General features: G+C 58.7%; 17 protein-coding genes. 16 read left to right on the top strand and 1 reads right to left on the bottom strand.

The genetic code is table 11. The features are described 5' to 3' along the window. The first annotated feature begins 22 nt into the window (after positions 1-22). The 15 genes from nuoI to HNQ72_RS08350 all read left to right on the top strand — a co-directional run bounded on the left by nuoI (position 23) and on the right by HNQ72_RS08350 (position 14,840). Complete coding sequence (nuoI, locus tag HNQ72_RS08420; RefSeq protein WP_139672471.1) at positions 23-511, top strand: NADH-quinone oxidoreductase subunit NuoI; 489 nt, start codon at positions 23-25, stop codon at positions 509-511. A gap of 124 nt (positions 512-635) precedes the next feature. Next, positions 636-1,250: an NADH-quinone oxidoreductase subunit J gene (locus HNQ72_RS08415; protein ID WP_183991576.1), complete on the top strand. Its 615-nt coding sequence runs from the start codon at positions 636-638 to the stop codon at positions 1,248-1,250. A 25-nt stretch (positions 1,251-1,275) separates the two neighbouring features. Beyond that, positions 1,276-1,584 carry an NADH-quinone oxidoreductase subunit NuoK gene (gene nuoK, locus HNQ72_RS08410; protein ID WP_112511603.1) on the top strand — a complete coding sequence of 103 codons (309 nt, stop codon included), beginning with the start codon at positions 1,276-1,278 and terminating at the stop codon, positions 1,582-1,584. A 7-nt stretch (positions 1,585-1,591) separates the two neighbouring features. Next, complete coding sequence (nuoL, locus tag HNQ72_RS08405; protein ID WP_183991574.1) at positions 1,592-3,583, top strand: NADH-quinone oxidoreductase subunit L; 1,992 nt, start codon at positions 1,592-1,594, stop codon at positions 3,581-3,583. Beyond that, on the top strand, positions 3,583-5,094 hold the full coding sequence (locus HNQ72_RS08400) for an NADH-quinone oxidoreductase subunit M (RefSeq protein WP_183991572.1): 1,512 nt from the start codon (positions 3,583-3,585) through the stop codon (positions 5,092-5,094). Before nuoL ends, HNQ72_RS08400 begins: the two co-directional genes overlap by 1 nt. A 19-nt stretch (positions 5,095-5,113) precedes the next feature. Then, positions 5,114-6,556: an NADH-quinone oxidoreductase subunit NuoN gene (nuoN, locus tag HNQ72_RS08395; RefSeq protein ID WP_183991570.1), complete on the top strand. Its 1,443-nt coding sequence runs from the start codon at positions 5,114-5,116 to the stop codon at positions 6,554-6,556. 2 nt (positions 6,557-6,558) lie between these two features. Further along, positions 6,559-7,329 (top strand): biotin--[acetyl-CoA-carboxylase] ligase, encoded by a 771-nt coding sequence (locus tag HNQ72_RS08390; protein ID WP_183991568.1) that lies wholly within the window; start codon positions 6,559-6,561, stop codon positions 7,327-7,329. An 8-nt stretch (positions 7,330-7,337) separates the two neighbouring features. Continuing rightward, positions 7,338-9,008, top strand: coding sequence for a ribonuclease J (locus tag HNQ72_RS08385; RefSeq protein ID WP_183991566.1), 1,671 nt, complete (start codon positions 7,338-7,340; stop codon positions 9,006-9,008). A 290-nt stretch (positions 9,009-9,298) separates the two neighbouring features. Beyond that, positions 9,299-9,592, top strand: a complete 294-nt coding sequence (locus HNQ72_RS08380) for a hypothetical protein (RefSeq protein WP_183991564.1) — start codon at positions 9,299-9,301, stop codon at positions 9,590-9,592. A gap of 169 nt (positions 9,593-9,761) precedes the next feature. Next, positions 9,762-10,166, top strand: a complete 405-nt coding sequence (mce, locus tag HNQ72_RS08375) for a methylmalonyl-CoA epimerase (RefSeq protein ID WP_183991562.1) — start codon at positions 9,762-9,764, stop codon at positions 10,164-10,166. 112 nt (positions 10,167-10,278) lie between these two features. Beyond that, on the top strand, positions 10,279-10,548 hold the full coding sequence (locus HNQ72_RS08370) for a DUF1467 family protein (RefSeq protein WP_183991560.1): 270 nt from the start codon (positions 10,279-10,281) through the stop codon (positions 10,546-10,548). A 29-nt stretch (positions 10,549-10,577) separates the two neighbouring features. Further along, positions 10,578-10,943 carry a hypothetical protein gene (locus HNQ72_RS08365; protein WP_183991558.1) on the top strand — a complete coding sequence of 122 codons (366 nt, stop codon included), beginning with the start codon at positions 10,578-10,580 and terminating at the stop codon, positions 10,941-10,943. A 468-nt stretch (positions 10,944-11,411) separates the two neighbouring features. Then, positions 11,412-12,734, top strand: a complete 1,323-nt coding sequence (gene proS / locus HNQ72_RS08360; RefSeq protein WP_183991556.1) for a proline--tRNA ligase — start codon at positions 11,412-11,414, stop codon at positions 12,732-12,734. Between the two features lie 97 nt (positions 12,735-12,831). Then, complete coding sequence (locus HNQ72_RS08355) at positions 12,832-14,139, top strand: lipoprotein-releasing ABC transporter permease subunit (protein WP_183991554.1); 1,308 nt, start codon at positions 12,832-12,834, stop codon at positions 14,137-14,139. Between the two features lie 14 nt (positions 14,140-14,153). Next, positions 14,154-14,840, top strand: a complete 687-nt coding sequence (locus HNQ72_RS08350) for an ABC transporter ATP-binding protein (RefSeq protein ID WP_183991552.1) — start codon at positions 14,154-14,156, stop codon at positions 14,838-14,840. 81 nt (positions 14,841-14,921) lie between these two features. Here the strand turns inward: HNQ72_RS08350 and HNQ72_RS08345 are convergent, their stop codons facing one another. After that, complete coding sequence (locus HNQ72_RS08345; protein ID WP_183991550.1) at positions 14,922-15,485, bottom strand: manganese efflux pump MntP; 564 nt, start codon at positions 15,483-15,485, stop codon at positions 14,922-14,924. A gap of 701 nt (positions 15,486-16,186) precedes the next feature. Here HNQ72_RS08345 and dnaE point away from each other — a divergent pair. Then, the gene (dnaE, locus tag HNQ72_RS08340; protein ID WP_183991548.1) at positions 16,187-19,681 is read left to right on the top strand and encodes a DNA polymerase III subunit alpha; all 3,495 of its coding nucleotides are present in this window, start codon (positions 16,187-16,189) and stop codon (positions 19,679-19,681) included. The last annotated feature ends 149 nt before the right edge of the window (positions 19,682-19,830 follow it).

Below are 19,830 nucleotides of genomic sequence, written 5' to 3'. Positions count from 1 at the left end.
CTCGGCATCATTGGAGAATAAGATGGCTATTGCACAGGCTATCAACTCGCTGTTCCTGAAGGAGTTCGTCGGCGCCTTCTTCCTGTCGATGAAGTATTTCTTCAAGCAGAAGGCCACGATCAACTACCCGTTCGAAAAGGGGCCGGTTAGCCCACGCTTCCGCGGTGAGCATGCGCTGCGCCGTTATCCGAACGGCGAAGAGCGTTGCATCGCCTGCAAGCTGTGCGAGGCGATCTGTCCCGCTCAGGCGATCACCATCGAAGCCGGTCCGCGCCGCAATGACGGCACCCGCCGCACGGTGCGTTACGATATCGACATGGTGAAGTGCATCTATTGCGGCTTTTGCCAGGAAGCATGCCCGGTCGACGCGATCGTCGAAGGCCCGAATTTCGAGTTCTCGACGGAAACCCGCGAAGAGCTTTATTTCGACAAGGCACGGCTTCTGGAAAACGGCGATCGCTGGGAACGGGAGATCGCCCGCAATATCGCAATGGATGCGCCTTACCGGTAAGGCGCATTCGCCGAAGGCTTGAGAGGCTTTCGGCTCATTCAAATTCATGCTGGCGCCGAAATGGCACCGGTCAGGCGGGTAGGGCGCAAAGCCCGATCTCGACGAGGGACGAGAAGGCACCACGATGGGTCTGCAGGCACTATTCTTCTATCTGTTCGCGTTCATCGCCGTCGCGTCGGCGTTCATGGTCATTTCGTCCAGGAACCCTGTCCACTCGGTTCTCTTTCTCATCGTGGTCTTCTTCAATGCGGCCGGTCTCTTCCTTCTGACCGGCGCTGAATTCCTCGCGATGATCCTGCTGGTCGTCTATATCGGCGCGGTGGCGGTTCTCTTCCTCTTCGTCGTGATGATGCTCGACATCGATTTCGCCGAACTGAAATCCGGCGTCTTGCAATATGCGCCGATCGGCATGCTGGTCGGTCTGGTGGTTGCGGCCGAGCTGATCCTCGTCATCGGCTCGAGCGTTCTGTCGCCGGAAGCGGCATCTTCCATCACCATGCCGATCCCGAACCCGGCGGAGCGGACCAATACCGCCGCCCTCGGCGACGTGCTCTACACCCACTACGTCTATTTCTTCCAGATCGCCGGCATGGTTCTGCTGGTGGCGATGATCGGCGCAATCGTGCTGACCTTGCGCCATCGCCAGAACATCAAGCGACAGGATGTTTCGCGCCAGGTCGCTCGCACGCCGGAAACGGCCGTCGAAGTGATCAAGGTCAAGCCGGGCCAAGGGCTCTGAGGAAGCGGGAAAAAGGAACAGTAAAATGGAAATCGGTCTTTCCCACTACCTCACGGTCAGCGCCATCCTCTTCACGCTCGGCGTTTTCGGCATCTTCCTGAACCGCAAGAACGTCATCATCATCCTGATGTCGATCGAGCTGATCCTGCTCGCGGTCAATCTCAACATGGTCGCCTTCTCGTCGTTCCTCAACGACATCGTCGGCCAGGTCTTTGCTTTGTTCATTCTGACTGTCGCGGCTGCGGAGGCCGCCATCGGTCTTGCAATTCTTGTCGTCTTCTACCGCAACCGCGGCTCGATCGCCGTCGACGACGTCAATGTGATGAAGGGCTGATCGGGTCATGATCTACAAGCTTATCGTCTTCCTTCCTCTGGTCGGCTTCCTGATCGCGGGCCTTTTCGGTCGCCAGATCGGCGCAAAGGCCTCCGAATTCGTCACCTGCGGCCTGATGGCGATCGTCGTCGTCCTGTCCTGGATCGTCTTTTTCCAGGTTGCGCTCGGTTCCCAGGAAACCATGAGCGTCGAGGTTCTGCGCTGGATCCAGTCCGGCAACATCGACGTCTTCTGGGCACTGCGCATCGACACGCTGACGGCGGTCATGTTCGTCGTCGTCAACACGGTCTCCTTCCTCGTGCATGTCTATTCCGTCGGTTACATGCACACCGATCCGCACCGTCCGCGCTTCTTCGCCTATCTGTCGCTCTTCACCTTCACGATGTTGATGCTCATCACGTCGGATAACCTGCTGCAGATGTTCTTCGGCTGGGAAGGCGTCGGTCTCGCATCCTATCTCCTGATCGGCTTCTGGTATGATCGCCCCTCGGCCAATGCCGCCGCGATGAAGGCTTTCATCGTCAACCGCGTCGGTGACTTCGGTTTCATGCTCGGCATCGCCGCCGTCTTCGTCATGTTCGGCTCGATCAACTTTGAAACGATTTTCGCCAATGCGGGTACCTATTTGCCCGCAGAAGGCTCTCCTGATGCCGCACGCGCCGTCTTTGACGTCTTCGGCCTGACGCTGACCCGCGAGGGTGCCATGACTGCCGCCTGCCTGCTGCTCTTCATGGGAGCAATGGGCAAGTCGGCGCAGTTCCTGCTGCACACCTGGTTGCCGGACGCGATGGAAGGCCCGACTCCGGTCTCGGCTCTCATCCATGCCGCAACCATGGTTACCGCCGGCGTCTTCCTCGTCGCCCGCATGTCGCCACTGTTCGAACAGTCGCCTGATGCCTTGACCGTCGTCACCATCATCGGTGCGATCACCGCCTTCTTCGCGGCGACCGTCGGCCTCGTCCAGAACGACATCAAGCGCGTCATCGCCTACTCGACCTGCTCGCAGCTCGGCTATATGTTCGTCGCGCTCGGCGTCGGTGCCTATGGCGCGGCGATCTTCCATCTCTTCACCCACGCCTTCTTCAAGGCGCTGCTGTTCCTTTGCGCCGGCTCGGTCATCCATGCCGTCGATGGCGAGCAGGACATGCGCAAGATGGGTGGCCTCAGGAAACACATCCCGGTTACCTTCTGGATGATGACCATCGGCACGCTGGCGCTGACCGGCGTTGGTATCCCGTTCACGCCGATCGGTTTTGCCGGGTTCTTCTCCAAGGACGTCATCATCGAGGCCTCCTATGCCTCGCACTCGGCGGTCTCGGGTTTTGCCTTCACGCTTCTCGTCATCGCGGCACTGTTCACCAGCTTCTACTCCTGGCGTCTTGCTTTCCTCACCTTCTTCGGCAAGGAACGCGCGAGCCACGAGGTCATGCATCACGTGCATGAAAGCCCGAATGTCATGCTCATCCCGCTCTATGTTCTCGCCGTCGGCGCAGTTCTGGTAGGCGTGATCTTCAAGGGCATGTTCTATGGCGACGCCTATGACACCTTCTGGAAGGGCGCGCTCTTCACTTCGGAACACAACGAACTGCTGCACGAATTCCACCACGTGCCGTTCCTCGTCGTGCTGTCACCCTTCATCGCCATGCTGATCGGCTTCTTCACTGCCTGGTATTTCTATATCAAGTCGCCGGAAACGCCGAAGAAGCTCGCGGCGGCACAGCCGGGCCTCTACCAGTTCCTGCTCAACAAGTGGTATTTCGACGAACTCTACAACTTCCTGTTCGTCCGTTCCGCTAAGGCTCTCGGCCGCTTCTTCTGGCAGAAGGTCGATGTCGGTACGATCGACCACTTCGGACCCAATGGCGTTGCCGCCCGGGTTGTTGACACTGCCAACCGCGTCGTGCGCCTGCAGACCGGCTACCTCTATCACTATGCCTTCACGATGCTGCTTGGCGTCGCTGCCCTGATTACCTGGATGATGCTCGGGAGTTCTGTCTGATGACCGATTGGCCTATTCTTTCCACGGTCACCTTCCTCCCGATGGTGGGCGTGCTGTTGCTGGTCTTTACCCGCGACGACACCGACGACGGTCGCCAGAACGTCATGATCATCTCGCTGATCACGACAATCATCACCTTCCTCCTGTCGCTGGTCGTCTGGTACGGTTTCGATGGCACCAGCGCCGACTACCAGATGGTCGAGCAGTATTACTGGCTCGGCAAGGGCATCAGCTATCATATCGGCGTCGACGGCCTGTCCGTCATGTTCGTCGTGCTGGCGACGTTCCTCATGCCGTTCGGCGTGTTGACCAGCTGGAAGGCGATCACGCTGCATGCGCGTGAATACATGATTGCCTTCCTCATCCTGGAAGTGCTGATCGTCGGCGTCTTCGTGTCGATGGACCTCGTCCTCTTCTACGTCTTCTTCGAGGCGAGCTTGATCCCGATGTTCCTGATCATCGGTGTCTGGGGCGGACCGCGTCGTATCTACGCGTCGATGAAGTTCTTCCTCTACACGCTGGCCGGCTCGGTCTTCATGCTGGTCGGCATCCTGGTCATGTATGCGGAAGTTGGTACCACTTCCATTCCGGTCCTGCTTGCCTACAAGTTCTCGCCGGAGATGCAGTACTGGCTGTTCCTGGCCTTCTTCCTGTCCTTTGCGGTCAAGGTGCCGATGTGGCCGTTCCACACCTGGTTGCCGGATGCGCACGTCGAAGCGCCGACTGCAGGCTCGGTCGACCTTGCAGCTCTGCTCCTGAAGTTCGGCGGCTACGGCTTCCTGCGCTTCTCGCTGCCGATGTTCCCGTTGGCGTCAGACTATTTCACGCCGATGATCCTGACGCTGTCGGTCATCGCTATCATTTACGCATCGCTCGTGGCTTTGATGCAGACCGACATCAAGAAGATGATCGCCTATTCCTCCGTCGCTCACATGGGCTACGTGACGATGGCAATCTTCGCGGTCAACCAGCAAGGCCTGCACGGCGCGATCTTCCAGATGCTGTCGCACGGCGTCATCTCCGGCGCGCTCTTCCTCTGCGTCGGTATCGTCTACGAGCGCACCCACACGCGTAACATCGGCGACTACGGCGGCCTCGTGCATCGCATGCCCAAATACGCGCTGGCCTTCCTGATCTTCACCATGGCCAATGTCGGCCTGCCGGGCACGTCCGCCTTCGTCGGCGAATTCCTGGCGACTGTCGGCGTCTTCCGTGTCAGTGTCTGGACGGCGTTCTTTGCGACCACGGGTGTCGTTCTTTCCGCCTCCTACATGCTGTGGCTCTACCGCCGCATGATCTTCGGTCAGGCGAAGTCGCCACTGATGCAGGGCCTTGTGGACATTTCCTTCCGCGAACACTGCATCGTCTGGCCGCTGATCGTTGTGACCATCTTCTTTGGCATCTATCCTGCGCCGGTGTTCGACGCCTCCGCAGCGACTGTCGACAGGATAGTAACCAATTACCATGCGGCCATCCAGGCCGTGGCGACCGCCGCTCAGGCTGCGAATTGATGACGGGACAGATAAGACTATGACTCCTGAACTCTTCTCTCAAAGTCTGCAGTTTGCTCTGCCCGAAATCATTCTGGCGGTCGGCGCGCTCGTGCTCCTCATGATGGGTGTCTTTATCGGCGAAAAGTCGAACCAGCTCATTTCAGGGCTGTCCATCGCACTTCTCGCTGTCGTCGGATTGCTGATCACGGTCTCTTCCGGCAATGGCGAAGCCTTCGGCGGTGCCTTCATCGTTGATCCGTTCGCCCGCTTCATGAAGGTCGCGGCAATCGCCGGCTCGATTTTCGCGCTCGCCATGTCTGCTGTTCAGGGCAAGGCCATGCAGCTCGACAAGATCGAGTATCCGGTCCTGCTGGTTCTCTCGACGCTCGGCATGCTGCTGCTGATCTCGGCCAATGACCTGATCGCCTTCTATCTCGGCCTCGAGCTGATGTCGCTGGCGCTTTATGTCGTTGCCGCATTCAACCGCGACAGCCTGCGTTCGACGGAAGCCGGCCTGAAATATTTCGTCCTCGGCGCGCTGTCTTCAGGCATGCTGCTTTACGGCATGTCGCTGGTCTACGGCTTCACCGGCAATACCGGCTTCCAGGAAATCGCCACCGTGCTCTCCTCGGAAACCCGCGGCTTGGGCCTCGTCTTCGGCATGGTCTTCATGCTCGCCGGCGCCTGCTTCAAGATCTCCGCCGTTCCCTTCCACATGTGGACACCGGACGTTTATGAAGGTGCACCGACTCCGGTCACGGCCTTCTTCGCTGCCGGCCCGAAGATCGCCGCCATGGCAATCCTCATCCGCCTGACCTCGGAAACCTTCCTGCCGCTCATAGCCGACTGGCGCCAGATCATCGTTTTCGTGGCAATTGCCTCCATGGCGCTGGGCTCGTTTGCAGCCGTCGGCCAGAAAAACATCAAGCGCCTGATGGCGTATTCCTCGATTGGCCACATGGGCTTTGCGCTTGTCGGCCTCTCGGCAGGTAGCGAAAGCGGCGTTTCCGGTGTCGCTCTCTACATGCTCATCTACATGATGATGTCTTTCGGCACCTTCGCCTGCATCATGTCGATGCGCCGCCCGGATGGCACCTATGTCGAGGAGATCGACGAGCTTGCAGGCCTGTTTGCAAGAAAGCCTTTCATGGCAGTCGTGCTGACGGCGCAGATGTTCTCCATGGCAGGCATTCCGCCGCTGGCAGGCTTCTTCGCCAAATATTATGTCTTCCTGGCGGCTGTCGAAGCAGGCCTCTTCACGCTTGCCGTCGTCGGCTTCCTCACCTCGGTCGTGGCTGCCTATTATTATCTACGCATCGTCAAGCTGATGTGGTTCGATGAACCGAAGGGCGAGTTCGAACGCACTCCCGGTGAACTGCGCTTCATCTTCGGCATTTCTGGCCTGCTGATCACGACCTACATCCTTTATGGTGGACCGATCGCCTCTGCAGCGGATGCTGCCGCACGGTCGTTCTTCTGAGGATGGCGGCGCAAAAGGGCCGCTTCTCGCTCGAAGCTTTCCGTCATGTCGCGCTTGACGACATAGGCTCCACAAATAACGAATGTCTCGCCCGCGCTCGCGCGGGCGATCCCGGTTTGTTGTGGGTGACTGCCGCCCGCCAGACCGAAGGTCGCGGCCGGCGCGGCCGTGCCTGGACCTCTGAACCGGGCAATCTTTACGCTTCCCTGCTGCTGATTGATCCAGCGCCCATGGACCGTGTCGCGTCCCTGCCGCTTGCGATCGCAGTTGCCGTCCACGATGCGGTTGGTGCGGTATTGCCGCCGGGGGACGCTGCCCTTCAGGTGAAATGGCCGAACGATATCCTGATCGATCGCCGCAAGACCTGCGGCATCCTCCTGGAAGGCGAGCCGCTCCCCGACGGACGAAGGGCACTGGTCATCGGCATCGGCATCAATATCCGCCATATGCCCGACAGCGCGCCTTATGGCGTCACTCGTCTTGTCGATCATGGTGCGGCCGTGTCGCCAGACGAGCTTTTCGCCCACCTCTTCAAGTCCATGGCAATTGCGCTCGAAATATGGGATGAGGGTAGGGGCACGGCCGAGATCGTGCGCCGCTGGCGGGAGGTCGCCTGCGGTGTCGGCGAACGCATAACCGTCAATCTTCCCGACAGGTCGCTGGAGGGCAGATTTGCCGGGATCGACGACGGCGGCCTGCTGTTACTCGACATGGGGGGTGGACAAGTCCTGCCGATCGCGGCAGGTGATGTATTCTTTATGAAAACGGAATAAGAAGAAGAATGGCTAATCAAGACGAACTGGTGTTTTTGCCGCTGGGCGGTGTGGGCGAGATCGGCATGAACCTCGCTCTTTATGGCTATGGACCGCCACAGAAGCGTCAGTGGATCATGGTCGATGCGGGCGTGACCTTCCCGGGTCCCGATCTTCCCGGCGTTGATCTCGTTCTTCCCGATATCCGTTTCCTCGCGTCCCAGCGCAACAATCTCAAGGGCATGATCATCACCCATGCCCACGAAGACCATTACGGTGCGCTGAACGATCTGTGGCCGGGCCTCAACGTACCGGTCTATGCCTCGCCGTTTACCGCCGGCATGCTGGAAGCCAAGCGCAAGTACGAAGGCGACCGCGCCGAAATCCCGATCACCATCTTCAAGGCCGGCGACCGCATCAATGTCGGCCCGTTCGAGATCGAGGCCGTCGGCGTCAACCATTCCATCCCCGAGCCGATGTCGCTGGTCATCCGCACGCCGCTCGGCAATGTCGTCCATACCGGCGACTGGAAGATCGACGCCAAGCCGACGCTCGGCCCGCTCACCGACGAGGCGCGTTTCCGCGCCATTGGCGACGAGGGCGTTCTGGCCCTGATGTGCGACAGCACCAACGCACTGCGCGAAGGCGTGTCGCCGTCAGAAGAAGAAGTCTCCGCCGGCCTGCAGAAGGTGATCGAGGAAGCCGAGGGCAGGGTAGCTGTCACTACCTTCTCGTCCAATGTCGGCCGTATCCGCTCGATCGCGGAAGCAGCAAACGCAGCTGGTCGCGAAGTCCTGTTGCTCGGTTCGTCGCTCAAGCGCGTCGTCAACGTTGCTCAGGATATCGGCATCATGGAAGGCCTGAAACCTTTTCTTGCCGAAGACGAATACGGTTACATCCCGCGCGACAAGGTCGTCGTCATCCTGACAGGAAGCCAGGGCGAGTCCCGTGCGGCCCTTGCCAAGATTTCCCGTGACGAGATGCGCCATGTGGCGCTCACCAAGGGCGATACGGTCGTCTTTTCCTCACGCACCATCCCGGGCAATGAAAAGCCGATTATCGAGATCAAGAATGCGCTGATTGAGCAAGGCATCAAGATCGTCACCGATTCCGATGCGCTGGTCCACGTCTCCGGCCACCCGCGCCGTAACGAACTTCTGAAGATGTACGAGTGGACGAAACCGCAGATCCTCGTGCCCGTTCACGGTGAGGCAGCGCATCTCACGGCCCAGGCCGAACTGGGCGCATCCGCCGGCATCGGCCAGATCCCGCGGGTCCGTAACGGCAACATCCTGCGCCTCGCGCCCGGTCCCGCCGAAATCATCGACGACGCTCCCTTCGGCCGCATCTACAAGGATGGCAAGCTGATCGGCGATCTGGACGAGATGGGCATCAGCGATCGCCGCAAGCTCTCCTTTGTCGGCCATGTCTCGGTCAACATCGTGCTCGACCAGCGTTATGAATTCCTCGCCGACCCCGATCTCGTCTCTTTCGGCTTGCCGGAATTCGACGACGAGGGCGAGGACATGGATGACGGCCTCTATGATGCCGTTCTCGGCGCCGTCGAAAGCATCCCGCGCGCCCGCCGCAAGGATCTCGACACGGTCCGCGAATCCGTCCGCCGCGCCGTCCGCTCGGCCGCCAATATCGCCTGGGGCAAGAAGCCTGTGGTCACGGTGTTCGTAACAAGGGTTCAGTAGGTAGCTTGCCTCTTATGGGGAGTGTAGCGAGCTGCACTCCGCATCTCCCTTGGAGAGGTATTTCGGTAGCGATGGCATCTTCCCGGCGCGCGTAAATCGAGCCTGTTGCGCAAAAATGTGCAGCGGTTTTGCGCAACAGGCATGCTATAAAACAAAGACCTAAAACACCACGAGCAAAACTGCAGGATTGCGATATGTTTTAGCGCTTCAATCGGTCATGGGCGTCGGCCAGAGTGGAGCTTCGACAGACGTTCTTTACCCCGTCAGCCTCCAAAGAGGAGATGACCACGATGAGAAAAACGTTAATTTCCTTGGTCGTTGCAACGCTCACTGCGTGCAGCACTACCGTCGATCCCGAATTGGTCGCGCGCGACTACGGAACCGACATCGCGCCGATCGCGGGTAGCATCACATACGGCGGTCAACCTAAAAGCCGTCTTACAAAAGCGCCCGTCGGCAGCAGCTTCGATCATGAGTTTAACAATAGTTTCGGTAACCGGGTTGTTGAACGCTACCGAATACAGCCAGATCGAAGCCTGAAAATTGTTAGCCGCCAGATATTCAATCTGCCATCGGGCGATTAAGAAGTTTGCGGGCAAGGCGACCAAAGTGCAGCTCCCACCACTCAACCCTGCACCGGCGGGACGTCAAGCCGGGCGGGGTGCTTCAAGTCGTCTACGAGGAGAAGCTGCCGGCAGGCGGATGGGCGGCGGTCGCCTGTCGAAAGCGGGCGGCTGAAAAAGGGAGGAATACATGCTAGGTCGCGTCAACCACATCGCCATCGCCGTCCCGATCCTGGACGAAGCCGCCGCGATCTATCGCGATACGCTCGGTGCGAAGGTCTCCGAACCGCAAACCCTTGCCGAACACGGCGTCACCGTCATTTTCGTCGAACTTCCAAATACCAAGATCGAGCTGCTCGAACCGCTCGATGAGGCGTCACCGATCGCCGCCTTCCTTGAACGCAATCCCTCCGGCGGCATCCACCACATCTGCTACGAAACGCCCGATATCGCCTCTGCCGCCGAAAAGTTGAGGGCCTCTGGCGCACGTATTCTTGGCGATGGAAAACCGAAAATCGGCGCGCACGGAAAGCCGGTTCTCTTCCTCCACCCAAAGGATTTCAACGGCACGCTGATCGAGCTGGAGGAAGTCTGATGCGATGTGCAATGACGAACAAAATCAATGACTCTGCCAAAGGATCGGAATCATTTTATCAACGGCTTCAACCGCTTGTTCCGTTGGTTAAACACCAGGATGGAGTTTCCGCATGCCAATCCTGACAGTCGTCGCGATCTATTTCATTCTCTGGTGGACTGTCCTCTTCATGGTCCTGCCACTCGGTTACCGCAGCCAGCGTGACGAGGGCGAGGTGACGCTTGGAACCGTGGAAAGCGCACCGGCAAAATTCCGTGGCGGACGCGTTATTCTGCTCACCACCGTAATTTCCGCAGCGGTCTATCTCGCCTATCATCTTGCATCGGTCTATTTCGGCTTCGGGATCGGCAACATCCCGAACATTATGCCGAGCTTCAAATAATCCTTCAGTACCGGCTAAGGATCGAGCTGATGCGGGTAGGTGAGTTTCGAAATAGCGGGGAGCGGCGGATCGTTCTGGTTATCGTCTACACAGTCGCGGCGCTTGCTTTTGTTATGCTTTTGGGCGTTCAAGCCTATCGCCGCTTCACATTCCCCCATTCGGTCGCAACGATCATCGATATAAGGGAGGAAGAACGAGATGGCGGACGCTCCGGGCCATATGTCGCGATCATCGGTCTTCTTGAATTCACCCGTGAGGCAAACGGCCAGATCGTCACATGCAGGACGGAAAAGGAGATTGATCGCGGGCGTCACCGCCATGAAATTGGCCAAAAGCTGGATGTGAGACCTGCAGCCGGCAGCTGCGATCGCGTCGATATCATTGGTAAACTGTAATCCAAAAGGCCCGCTGGACGCATCGTTTCCAATCGAAAGGCAAAAAAAAACAAGGCGTTGAAGCCTTGTTTTTTAGTTTCGCGTGATCCTAACCGTTTCCGGGGCAGCGTCTAGCGCGCCTAAGATCTGATCCTCCCAAGACTTTACCGCGATTGGCATGAATTTGAACTTCATGCCTGTTTTATGGGCTGAAACTAGCTCATAGGTTGGGCTTTGTCATCCTCTTTTTTTGTATTTTTGTGACAGGTGTGGAAAAAATTGCCCTTGGCGCATTTGTCGCACCCCTGCCTTCACGAAAATCACATTTTCCGCAAGTCCGGGCCGATTTTCGCTTCGGTAATCCACCGGCTTTTCGATAGCAGCCGGGTTTCCTTGACGTCTGGGAACCGGTAATAAGCCACGCAAATGGTCTTCAAATCGGCCGATTCCTGCGAGATGCGGGAGGCCAGTCAAAAGTCGGAAATCACCATGCGTCTGTCCCGCTATTTTATGCCCATCCTGAAGGAAAATCCCAAGGAAGCGGAAATCGTTTCGCACCGCCTGATGCTGCGCGCTGGCATGGTCCGCCAGCAGAGCCAGGGCATCTATTCCTGGTTGCCGCTGGGCAAGAAGGTGCTGGACAAGGTCAATAACATCATCCGCGAAGAACAGAACCGCGCCGGCGCAGTCGAGCTTCTGATGCCGACCTTGCAGTCTGCCGAGCTCTGGCAGGAAAGCGGTCGTTACGAGGCCTATGGCAAGGAAATGCTGCGCATCAAGGACCGCCAGGAGCGCCCGATGCTCTATGGCCCGACCAACGAGGAAATGGTGACGGACATCTTCCGGTCCTACGTCAAGACCTACAAGAACCTGCCGCTCAACCTCTACCATATCCAGCTGAAGTTCCGCGACGAAATCCGTCCGCGCTTCGGCACCATGCGTTCGCGCGAATTCCTGATGAAGGATGCCTATTCTTTCGACCTGACCCGCGAAGACGCGATCCATTCCTATAACAAGATGTTCGTCGCCTATCTGCGCACCTTTGCGCGGCTTGGCATGCGCGCCATCCCGATGCGTGCCGATACCGGCCCGATCGGCGGCAATCACAGCCACGAATTCATCATCCTCGCAGACACCGGTGAATCGGAAGTCTTCAGCCACAAGGCTTTCACCGATTTCGAAATCCCGGCCGAAAACACCGATTTCGATGATGTCGCAGGCCTGCAGTCGATCTTCGACAAGTGGACCTCGGTTTATGCCGCGACGTCTGAAATGCACGACGAGGCAGCCTTCAACGCCATTCCGGAAGGCGATCGCCTGTCCGCCCGCGGCATCGAGGTTGGCCACATCTTCTATTTCGGCACCAAATATTCCGAGCCGATGGGCGCAAAGGTGCAGGGACCGGATGGCAAGGAACATCCTGTCCACATGGGATCCTATGGTATCGGCCCGACCCGCCTTGTTCCCGCCATCATCGAAGCATCGCATGATGAAAACGGCATCATCTGGCCCGAATCGGTCGCACCCTTCGATGTCGTGGTGATCAACATGAAGCCGGGCGATGCCGCCTGCGACGATATTTCGGAAAAGCTCTACGCCTCGCTCGGCAATGCCGGCAAGGACGTGCTTTACGACGACAGCGACGATCGCGCCGGCACCAAGTTCGCCACCGCTGACCTGATCGGTGTACCGGTCCAGATCATCGTTGGCCCGCGCTCTGCAGCCGCAGGCGAGGTCGAGGTCAAGGATCGCAAAACCGGTGCCCGCGAAGTGATGACGCTCGAGGCTGCGCTGAACCGGGTAACCGGCTGATAATACTGCCGTTCGGGTTTCCGGCCGGATGACAGAATTGGGTGCGGGACAGGCCGGAATGGCCTGATCCGGCGCCGATCAAGACGAGGAAACGTGAATGGCAAGCGTCGCGGCGGGTCAAGAAAAGCAGAAAGTCGAAAAGGCCCCGAGTGCCGGCGCCTTTTCAGGCTTCGAGCGCATGGTTGCCTGGCGTTACCTGCGCTCGCGCCGCAAGGAAGCCTATATCTCGGTCATCGCCGGTTTTTCCTTCATCGGCATCATGCTGGGCGTCGCCACCCTCATCATCGTTATGGCGGTGATGAACGGTTTCCGCACCGAGTTGATTTCCCGCATCCTCGGCATCAATGGCCACATGATCGTGCAGCCGGTCGACACGCCGCTGAATGATTACGCCGAACTGACGAAGAAATTTTCCGCCGTGCCGGGCGTGAAGATGGCCTTGCCGCTGGTCGAGGGCCAGACGCTCGCCTCAGGCCGCGGTGGCGCAGGTTCCGGCGCACTGGTCCGCGGTGTCCGCGCCGAGGATCTGGAAAAGCTCACCGAGGTCTCGAGCAATATCAAGCAAGGCGATATCGTCGGTTTCGCCTCGGGGCAGGGCGTCCTCGTCGGCTCAAGGCTTGCCGCCCAGCTCGGGCTGAACGCCGGTGATCAGATCACCCTGATCTCGCCGGAGGGCGACGTTACCCCGATGGGCGTCAATCCGCGCGTCAAGTCCTATACGATCGCCGGCATATTCGAGATCGGCATGTCGGAATATGACGCGACGATCATCTATATGCCGCTCGAAGAATCGCAGCTCTATTTCAATGCCGAAGGCATCGTCCAGTCGATCGAACTCTTCGTCGGTGATCCCGATGACGTCGATGCGCTGCGGCCGAAGATCGAAGAGGCCGCCGGCCGCCAGATCTTCATCACCGACTGGCGCCAGCGTAACCAGACCTTCTTCTCGGCGCTTCAGGTCGAGCGCAACGTCATGTTCATGATCCTGACGCTGATCGTGCTTGTGGCTGCGCTCAACATCATTTCCGGCCTGATCATGCTGGTCAAGGACAAGGGCTCCGACATCGCCATCCTGCGCACCATGGGGGCAAGCTCGGGCGCGATCATGCGCATCTTCTTCATGACGGGGGCCGCGATCGGCGTGGTAGGCACGTTTGCGGGCGTCGCCTTGGGTGTCGTTGTCTGCCTCAATATTGAAAGTATCCGCCAGTTCTTCTCCTGGCTCTCGGGCACGGTCCTGTTCAATCCGGAACTCTACTTCCTCAGCGAACTGCCGGCCGAAATGAGCGTCAGCGAAACCGTTTCCGTCGTCGGCATGGCGCTGACCCTGTCCTTCATCGCCACCATTCTACCTGCATGGAGAGCCTCGAGGCTCGATCCTGTCCAGGCGCTTCGCTACGAATAGGATCCCAGTACCTCATGGCACCTCGCAAATCCGTTTTGAAGCTTGCAAATGTTGAACGCCATTATGGCCAGGGCGAAACGACGCTTTCCATTCTGAAAGGCGCCGATTTCGAACTGAGGAGCGGCGAGATCGTCGCTCTTGTCGCACCTTCCGGCACCGGCAAGTCGACCCTTCTGCACCTGGCGGGCCTGCTTGAACATCCTGACAGTGGCGAAGTTTTCGTCGGCGGCCGCTCCTGCAACGACTTGCCCGATGACCAGCGCACCGCCATTCGCCGCTCCGAAATCGGTTTCGTCTATCAGTTCCATCATCTCCTGCCTGAATTCTCGGCGATAGAGAATATCATGATGCCGCAGCTGATCGGCGGCCTGTCGAAGGCTGAGGCGAAGGAGAGGGCGGCCCAGCTTCTCGATTACATGCGTATCGGCCACCGCGCCGAACACCGCCCGGCGGAACTCTCCGGCGGCGAGCAGCAGCGTGTCGCGATCGCCCGTGCCGTCGCCAATGCGCCGCGCGTGCTTCTCGCCGATGAACCGACCGGCAATCTCGATCCGAAAACCGCATCCTACGTCTTCGATGCGCTGGAAGCCCTGGTGCGCCAGTCCGGCCTTGCCGCCCTGATCGCCACCCACAACCACGAACTCGCCGCCCGTATGGATCGCCGGGTTACACTGGAAGCCGGCAAGGTAGTGGAGTTCTAATCGCTTTTCTGCATTCCAATAAGCTGCGGCTCGAAAATCACATCGATTTTCGGGCCGTTTGTTTTTCCAGGATTTTGTAGATCAAGCCGTCAGGTGATCGACCAGAATAGACGTGCCGAGCCCGATTAGGCCGATGCCTCCGACCACTTCCGCCCATTTGCCGAAGCGCGGGCCGATTAGACGTGAGAGCAGCATGCCACCTGTCGACATGGCGAAAGTGGCAAAACCGATCGCGATAGCCACGATCACGATATTGACGTCCAGGAAGGCGAGCGAGACGCCGACAGCCATGGCATCGATGCTGGTACCGATCGCCGTTGCCATCAGCACGATCAGCGAACGATTGTCACTCGAAGAACTCTCTTCCTCACTGCGCGAAAAGCCTTCCATTGCCATTCGGCCGCCAACGACGGCGAGCAGGATAAAGGCGATCCAGTGATCGACGGTCTGCACATATTGGCTGGCAACCACGCCGGCCAGCCATCCGATCAGCGGGGTGATGGCTTCAACCACACCGAAGACGATGCCGGTGCGCATGGCTTCCTTGAAGCGCGGACGCTTGAAGGAGGCGCCGCGGCTGACAGAGGCCACAAAGGCGTCGATGGACATGCCGACAGCAAGCGCGGCGATTGTGAATGGCGACATTGATATCTCTCATCGGGACTGGAGTTGGACGGCTCGCAAACGCCCTTGCCCCAGGGACGCTGCCGCCAACGGTCTCGCATGGCCTTGCATGAAGGCTGACAGCGCCACGCGAACAGACGTTCGCAATTCTGTTGACGCAGTCCTGACCGGCATTACCTGATGTTCATCAATTGCAAAACGCAGGCCGCAATCCGGTAGTTGCTACTCCCCGATGACGCCCGGATATCGATTTGATTGAAATAAGTCAACAAAAACAGTTTGTTATGAAATTGAGAGGCATTTGCAACTGTGGGCGAGGTGAGCTGGCCTGAGCTAAGCCCGCCGCAACACTCACTCCTGATGATAGATGCCCATTAAGATTTGATTCACTATTCGAGAGTGGATATGGCGCAAAATTCGTTTCCCTTTTGTTCCGTCGTTGACTCTCGTACAAAAAGAGAACAAATTAAAAACATAACGAACACGGGAGACAACGATGACCGACCTTCTTCGTGATATTGCCGCTTTCGCATCCATCGCAACCTTCCTCGCCACGCTGTCGATGCTGATGATTGCAATGTAGAAATGGTTTGGCGCCCATTCAGGGCGCTACCATCCTCCACAGACGCCACCGAAAACCGTTGAGCGGTGAATTCAAAACTGGACTTGAGCAGTCCGGCGCTTGAAAATGGCGCGATTGAATCACAGTTATGGCGATGGATATGGCGGAACAGGCAAAGACAGGATCTGCGGACGAAATTCTCGGGGAGACCCCGCAATTCGTCCATCTGCGCCTGCATTCTGCCTATTCTTTGCTCGAAGGCGCGCTTCCGCTCAAGAAGGTCTTGGGCAAGGCCGTCGCGGACAATCAGCCTGCGATCGCCATCACCGATACCAACAATCTCTTCGTCGCGCTCGAATTCGCCCAGAAGGCGACGGGTGACGGCTTGCAGCCCATAATCGGCTGTCAGCTGTCGATCGACATGCAGGATCAGGAAGAGGATCGCCGTGGTAACCAGCTTGCCAAGCTGCCCGCCATCGTTCTTCTCGCAGCCGATGCCGAAGGCTATGAGCGGCTGGTCGATCTTGTCAGCCGGGCCTATCTCGGCGGCGAAGGCGTCAGCGAGACCCATATCTGCGCCTCCTGGCTGGATGAGTTTGGCACCGCAGGTCTGATCGCATTGACCGGCGCCGCTTCCGGCCCGGTGGATCGGGCGGTCAAGGAAGGGCATGCTGGGCTTGCCACTGACAGGCTGCTCCGGCTGAAGGCCCTGTTCGGCGACAGGCTCTATCTCGAACTGCAGCGGCACGGCAATTACGATCGCCGCCATGAGCATCGCATGGTCGATCTCGCCTATGAGCACGATATCCCGTTGGTCGCGACCAACGAGGCATTCTTTCCGTCGAAAGCGGATTACGACGCTCACGATGCGCTTATGGCGGTCGCCCATGGCGCGATCGTTTCCGACGACAGCCGCTTTCGCCTCACACCGGATCATTACCTGAAAAGCCGAGCCGAAATGGCGAAGCTTTTTGCCGACCTGCCCGAAGCGCTGGAAAATACCGTCGAGATCGCTCGCCGCTGCTCCTTCATCCTGAAGACGCGCAACCCGATCCTGCCGCGTTTCACCGGCGTCAGTGATCATCCGGAGGAGGACGAACGCAAGGAAGCCGCCGAGCTTCGCCGCCAGGCGGTCGAGGGCCTCGATCATCGCCTCGAAGAACTCGGCATGAGTGCCGGTTTCACCGAGAAGGATTATCGCGAACGTCTCGATTTCGAACTGTCGATCATCGAACGAATGAAGTTTCCGGGCTACTTCCTCATCGTGGCTGACTTCATCAAATGGGCCAAGCAGCACAATATCCCGGTCGGTCCGGGCCGCGGCTCCGGGGCAGGATCGCTCGTCGCTTACGCGCTCACCATCACCGACGTCGACCCGCTGCGGTTCTCGCTTCTGTTCGAACGCTTCCTCAATCCGGAACGCGTTTCGATGCCCGACTTCGACATCGACTTCTGCCAGGATCGCCGCGAAGAGGTGATCCGCTACGTGCAGCGCAAATATGGCCGCGAGCAGGTGGCACAGATCATCACCTTCGGTTCGCTGCAGGCGCGCGCGGCATTGCGTGACGTCGGCCGTGTGCTCGAAATGCCCTATGGCCAGGTAGACCGCATCTGCAAGCTGGTACCGAACAACCCTGCCAACCCGACGCCGCTCTCCAAGGCGATCGAGGAGGAGCCGAAATTCCAGGAAGAGGTCGACAAGGAGCCGGTCGTCGGCCGCCTACTCGATATCGCCCAGAAGATCGAGGGCCTTTACCGTCACGCCTCCACTCACGCCGCCGGTATCGTCATCGGCGACCGCCCGCTGTCGAAGCTGGTGCCGATGTATCGAGATCCGCGCTCGGACATGCCGGTCACCCAGTTCAACATGAAATGGGTCGAGCAGGCCGGTCTGGTGAAGTTCGACTTCCTTGGCCTGAAGACGCTGACCGTGTTGAAGACGGCGGTGGATTTCTGCCGCAAGCGCGACATCCATGTTGATCTGGCAAAGATCCCGCTCGACGACAAGCTGACCTATGAAATGCTGTCGCGCGGCGAAACTGTCGGCGTCTTCCAGGTGGAAAGTGCCGGCATGCGCAAGGCGCTGATCGGTATGAAGCCCGACTGTATCGAGGACATCATCGCGCTTGTGGCGCTCTATCGTCCGGGTCCGATGGAAAACATCCCGACCTACAATGCCCGCAAGCATGGCGAGGAAGAGATCGAGTCTGTCCATCCGTCGATCGATTATCTCCTGAAGGAAACCCAAGGCGTTATCGTCTACCAGGAACAGGTCATGCAGATCGCCCAGGTCCTGTCGGGCTATTCGCTCGGCGAGGCCGATCTTCTGCGTCGCGCCATGGGTAAAAAGATCAAGGAGGAGATGGACAAGCAGAGCGAGCGCTTTGTCGACGGCGCCGTCAAGAATGGCGTGTCCAAACCACAGGCGAAGAACATCTTCGAACTGCTCGCCAAGTTCGCCAACTACGGCTTCAACAAGTCCCACGCAGCCGCCTACGCCATCGTCTCTTACCAGACGGCCTATATGAAGGCGCATTATCCGGTCGAGTTCCTCGCCGCGACCATGACCTACGATATGGCCAACTCGGAAAAGCTCAACGATTTCCGCGAGGATGCCGGCCGCCTCGGCATCAAGGTTTTCCCGCCCTCGGTTCAGACCTCGTTCCGCCATTTTGAGACGGGCGAGGCGAAGATCTATTATGCGCTTGCCGCTATCAAGGGCGTTGGTGAATCCGCTGTCGAGCACATCACGGAAGTCCGAGGCGACAAACCTTTCGCCGGCATCGAGGATTTCTGTATGCGGATCGACCCGAAGCAGATCAACCGTCGCGTTCTGGAAAGCCTGATTTCCGCCGGCGCCTTCGACTGCTTCGGTCATGACCGCGCCCAGCTGATCGCCGGCCTCGACCGGATCATCGGTTATGCGCAGCGCGCGCAGGAGGAGAAGGTCTCAGGCCAGTCCGATTTCTTCGGCTCCGGCTCCAGCAGCGGCCCGGAAAAACTGATCCTGCCGACATTCAATCCATGGATGCCGTCCGAAATGCTGATGCGCGAATATCAGGTTCTCGGCTTCTACCTGTCGGCCCATCCGCTCGATACCTACAAGGAAACGCTGTCGAAACTCAGAGTGCAGACCTTCGCCGATTTTGCGACGTCCGTTCGCCAGGGCGCAACCGCCGGGCGGCTTGCGGGCACGGTGACCGGCCGTCAGGAGCGCAAGACCAAAACCGGCAACAAGATGGGTATCATCACATTTTCGGATTCATCCGGCCAGTTCGAGGCCGTTCTGTTCTCCGAAGCGCTGGCGCAGTATCGCGACCTGCTGGAGCCCGGAAAGTCGCTGGTCATCACCGTTCAGGCTGACGAGCGGCCGGAAGGTATCGGCCTGCGCATTCAGACGGCCCAGTCGCTGGAAGAACAGTCGATCCGTATGCAGAAGGCGCTGCGCGTCTTCGTCCGCGATGCCGGACCGCTCAAGACTGTTGCCAACCATCTGAACATGCGCGGCGAAGGCCTCGTTTATTTCATCGTCATCAAGGAAGACGGCCGCCGCGAGATCGAGGTGGAACTGACCCAGAGATATCGGCTTTCGCCGGAAATGGCGGCCGCGCTTAAGGCGGCCCCCGGCGTGCTGGATGTCGAACTCGTCCAGTAGCAGACTCGGTTGTCCGGCCGTTCGGCGAACGCTGAATGTCTTGTGAAAAGCATGGGGCAAATCATGTCACGCAAAGCTGTGCAGCGGTTTTGCGCAAAGGACATGCGGAATAACAAGGAGCTAAAGCGCGACAAGCGGATCTGAAAGAT

The organism is Aliirhizobium wenxiniae (assembly GCF_014201355.1).
Taxonomy (GTDB): Bacteria; Pseudomonadota; Alphaproteobacteria; order Rhizobiales; family Rhizobiaceae; genus Neorhizobium; species Neorhizobium wenxiniae.
The sequence above is the reverse complement of the archived record's forward strand: the minus strand, read 5'-3'. Positions and strand labels throughout refer to the sequence as shown.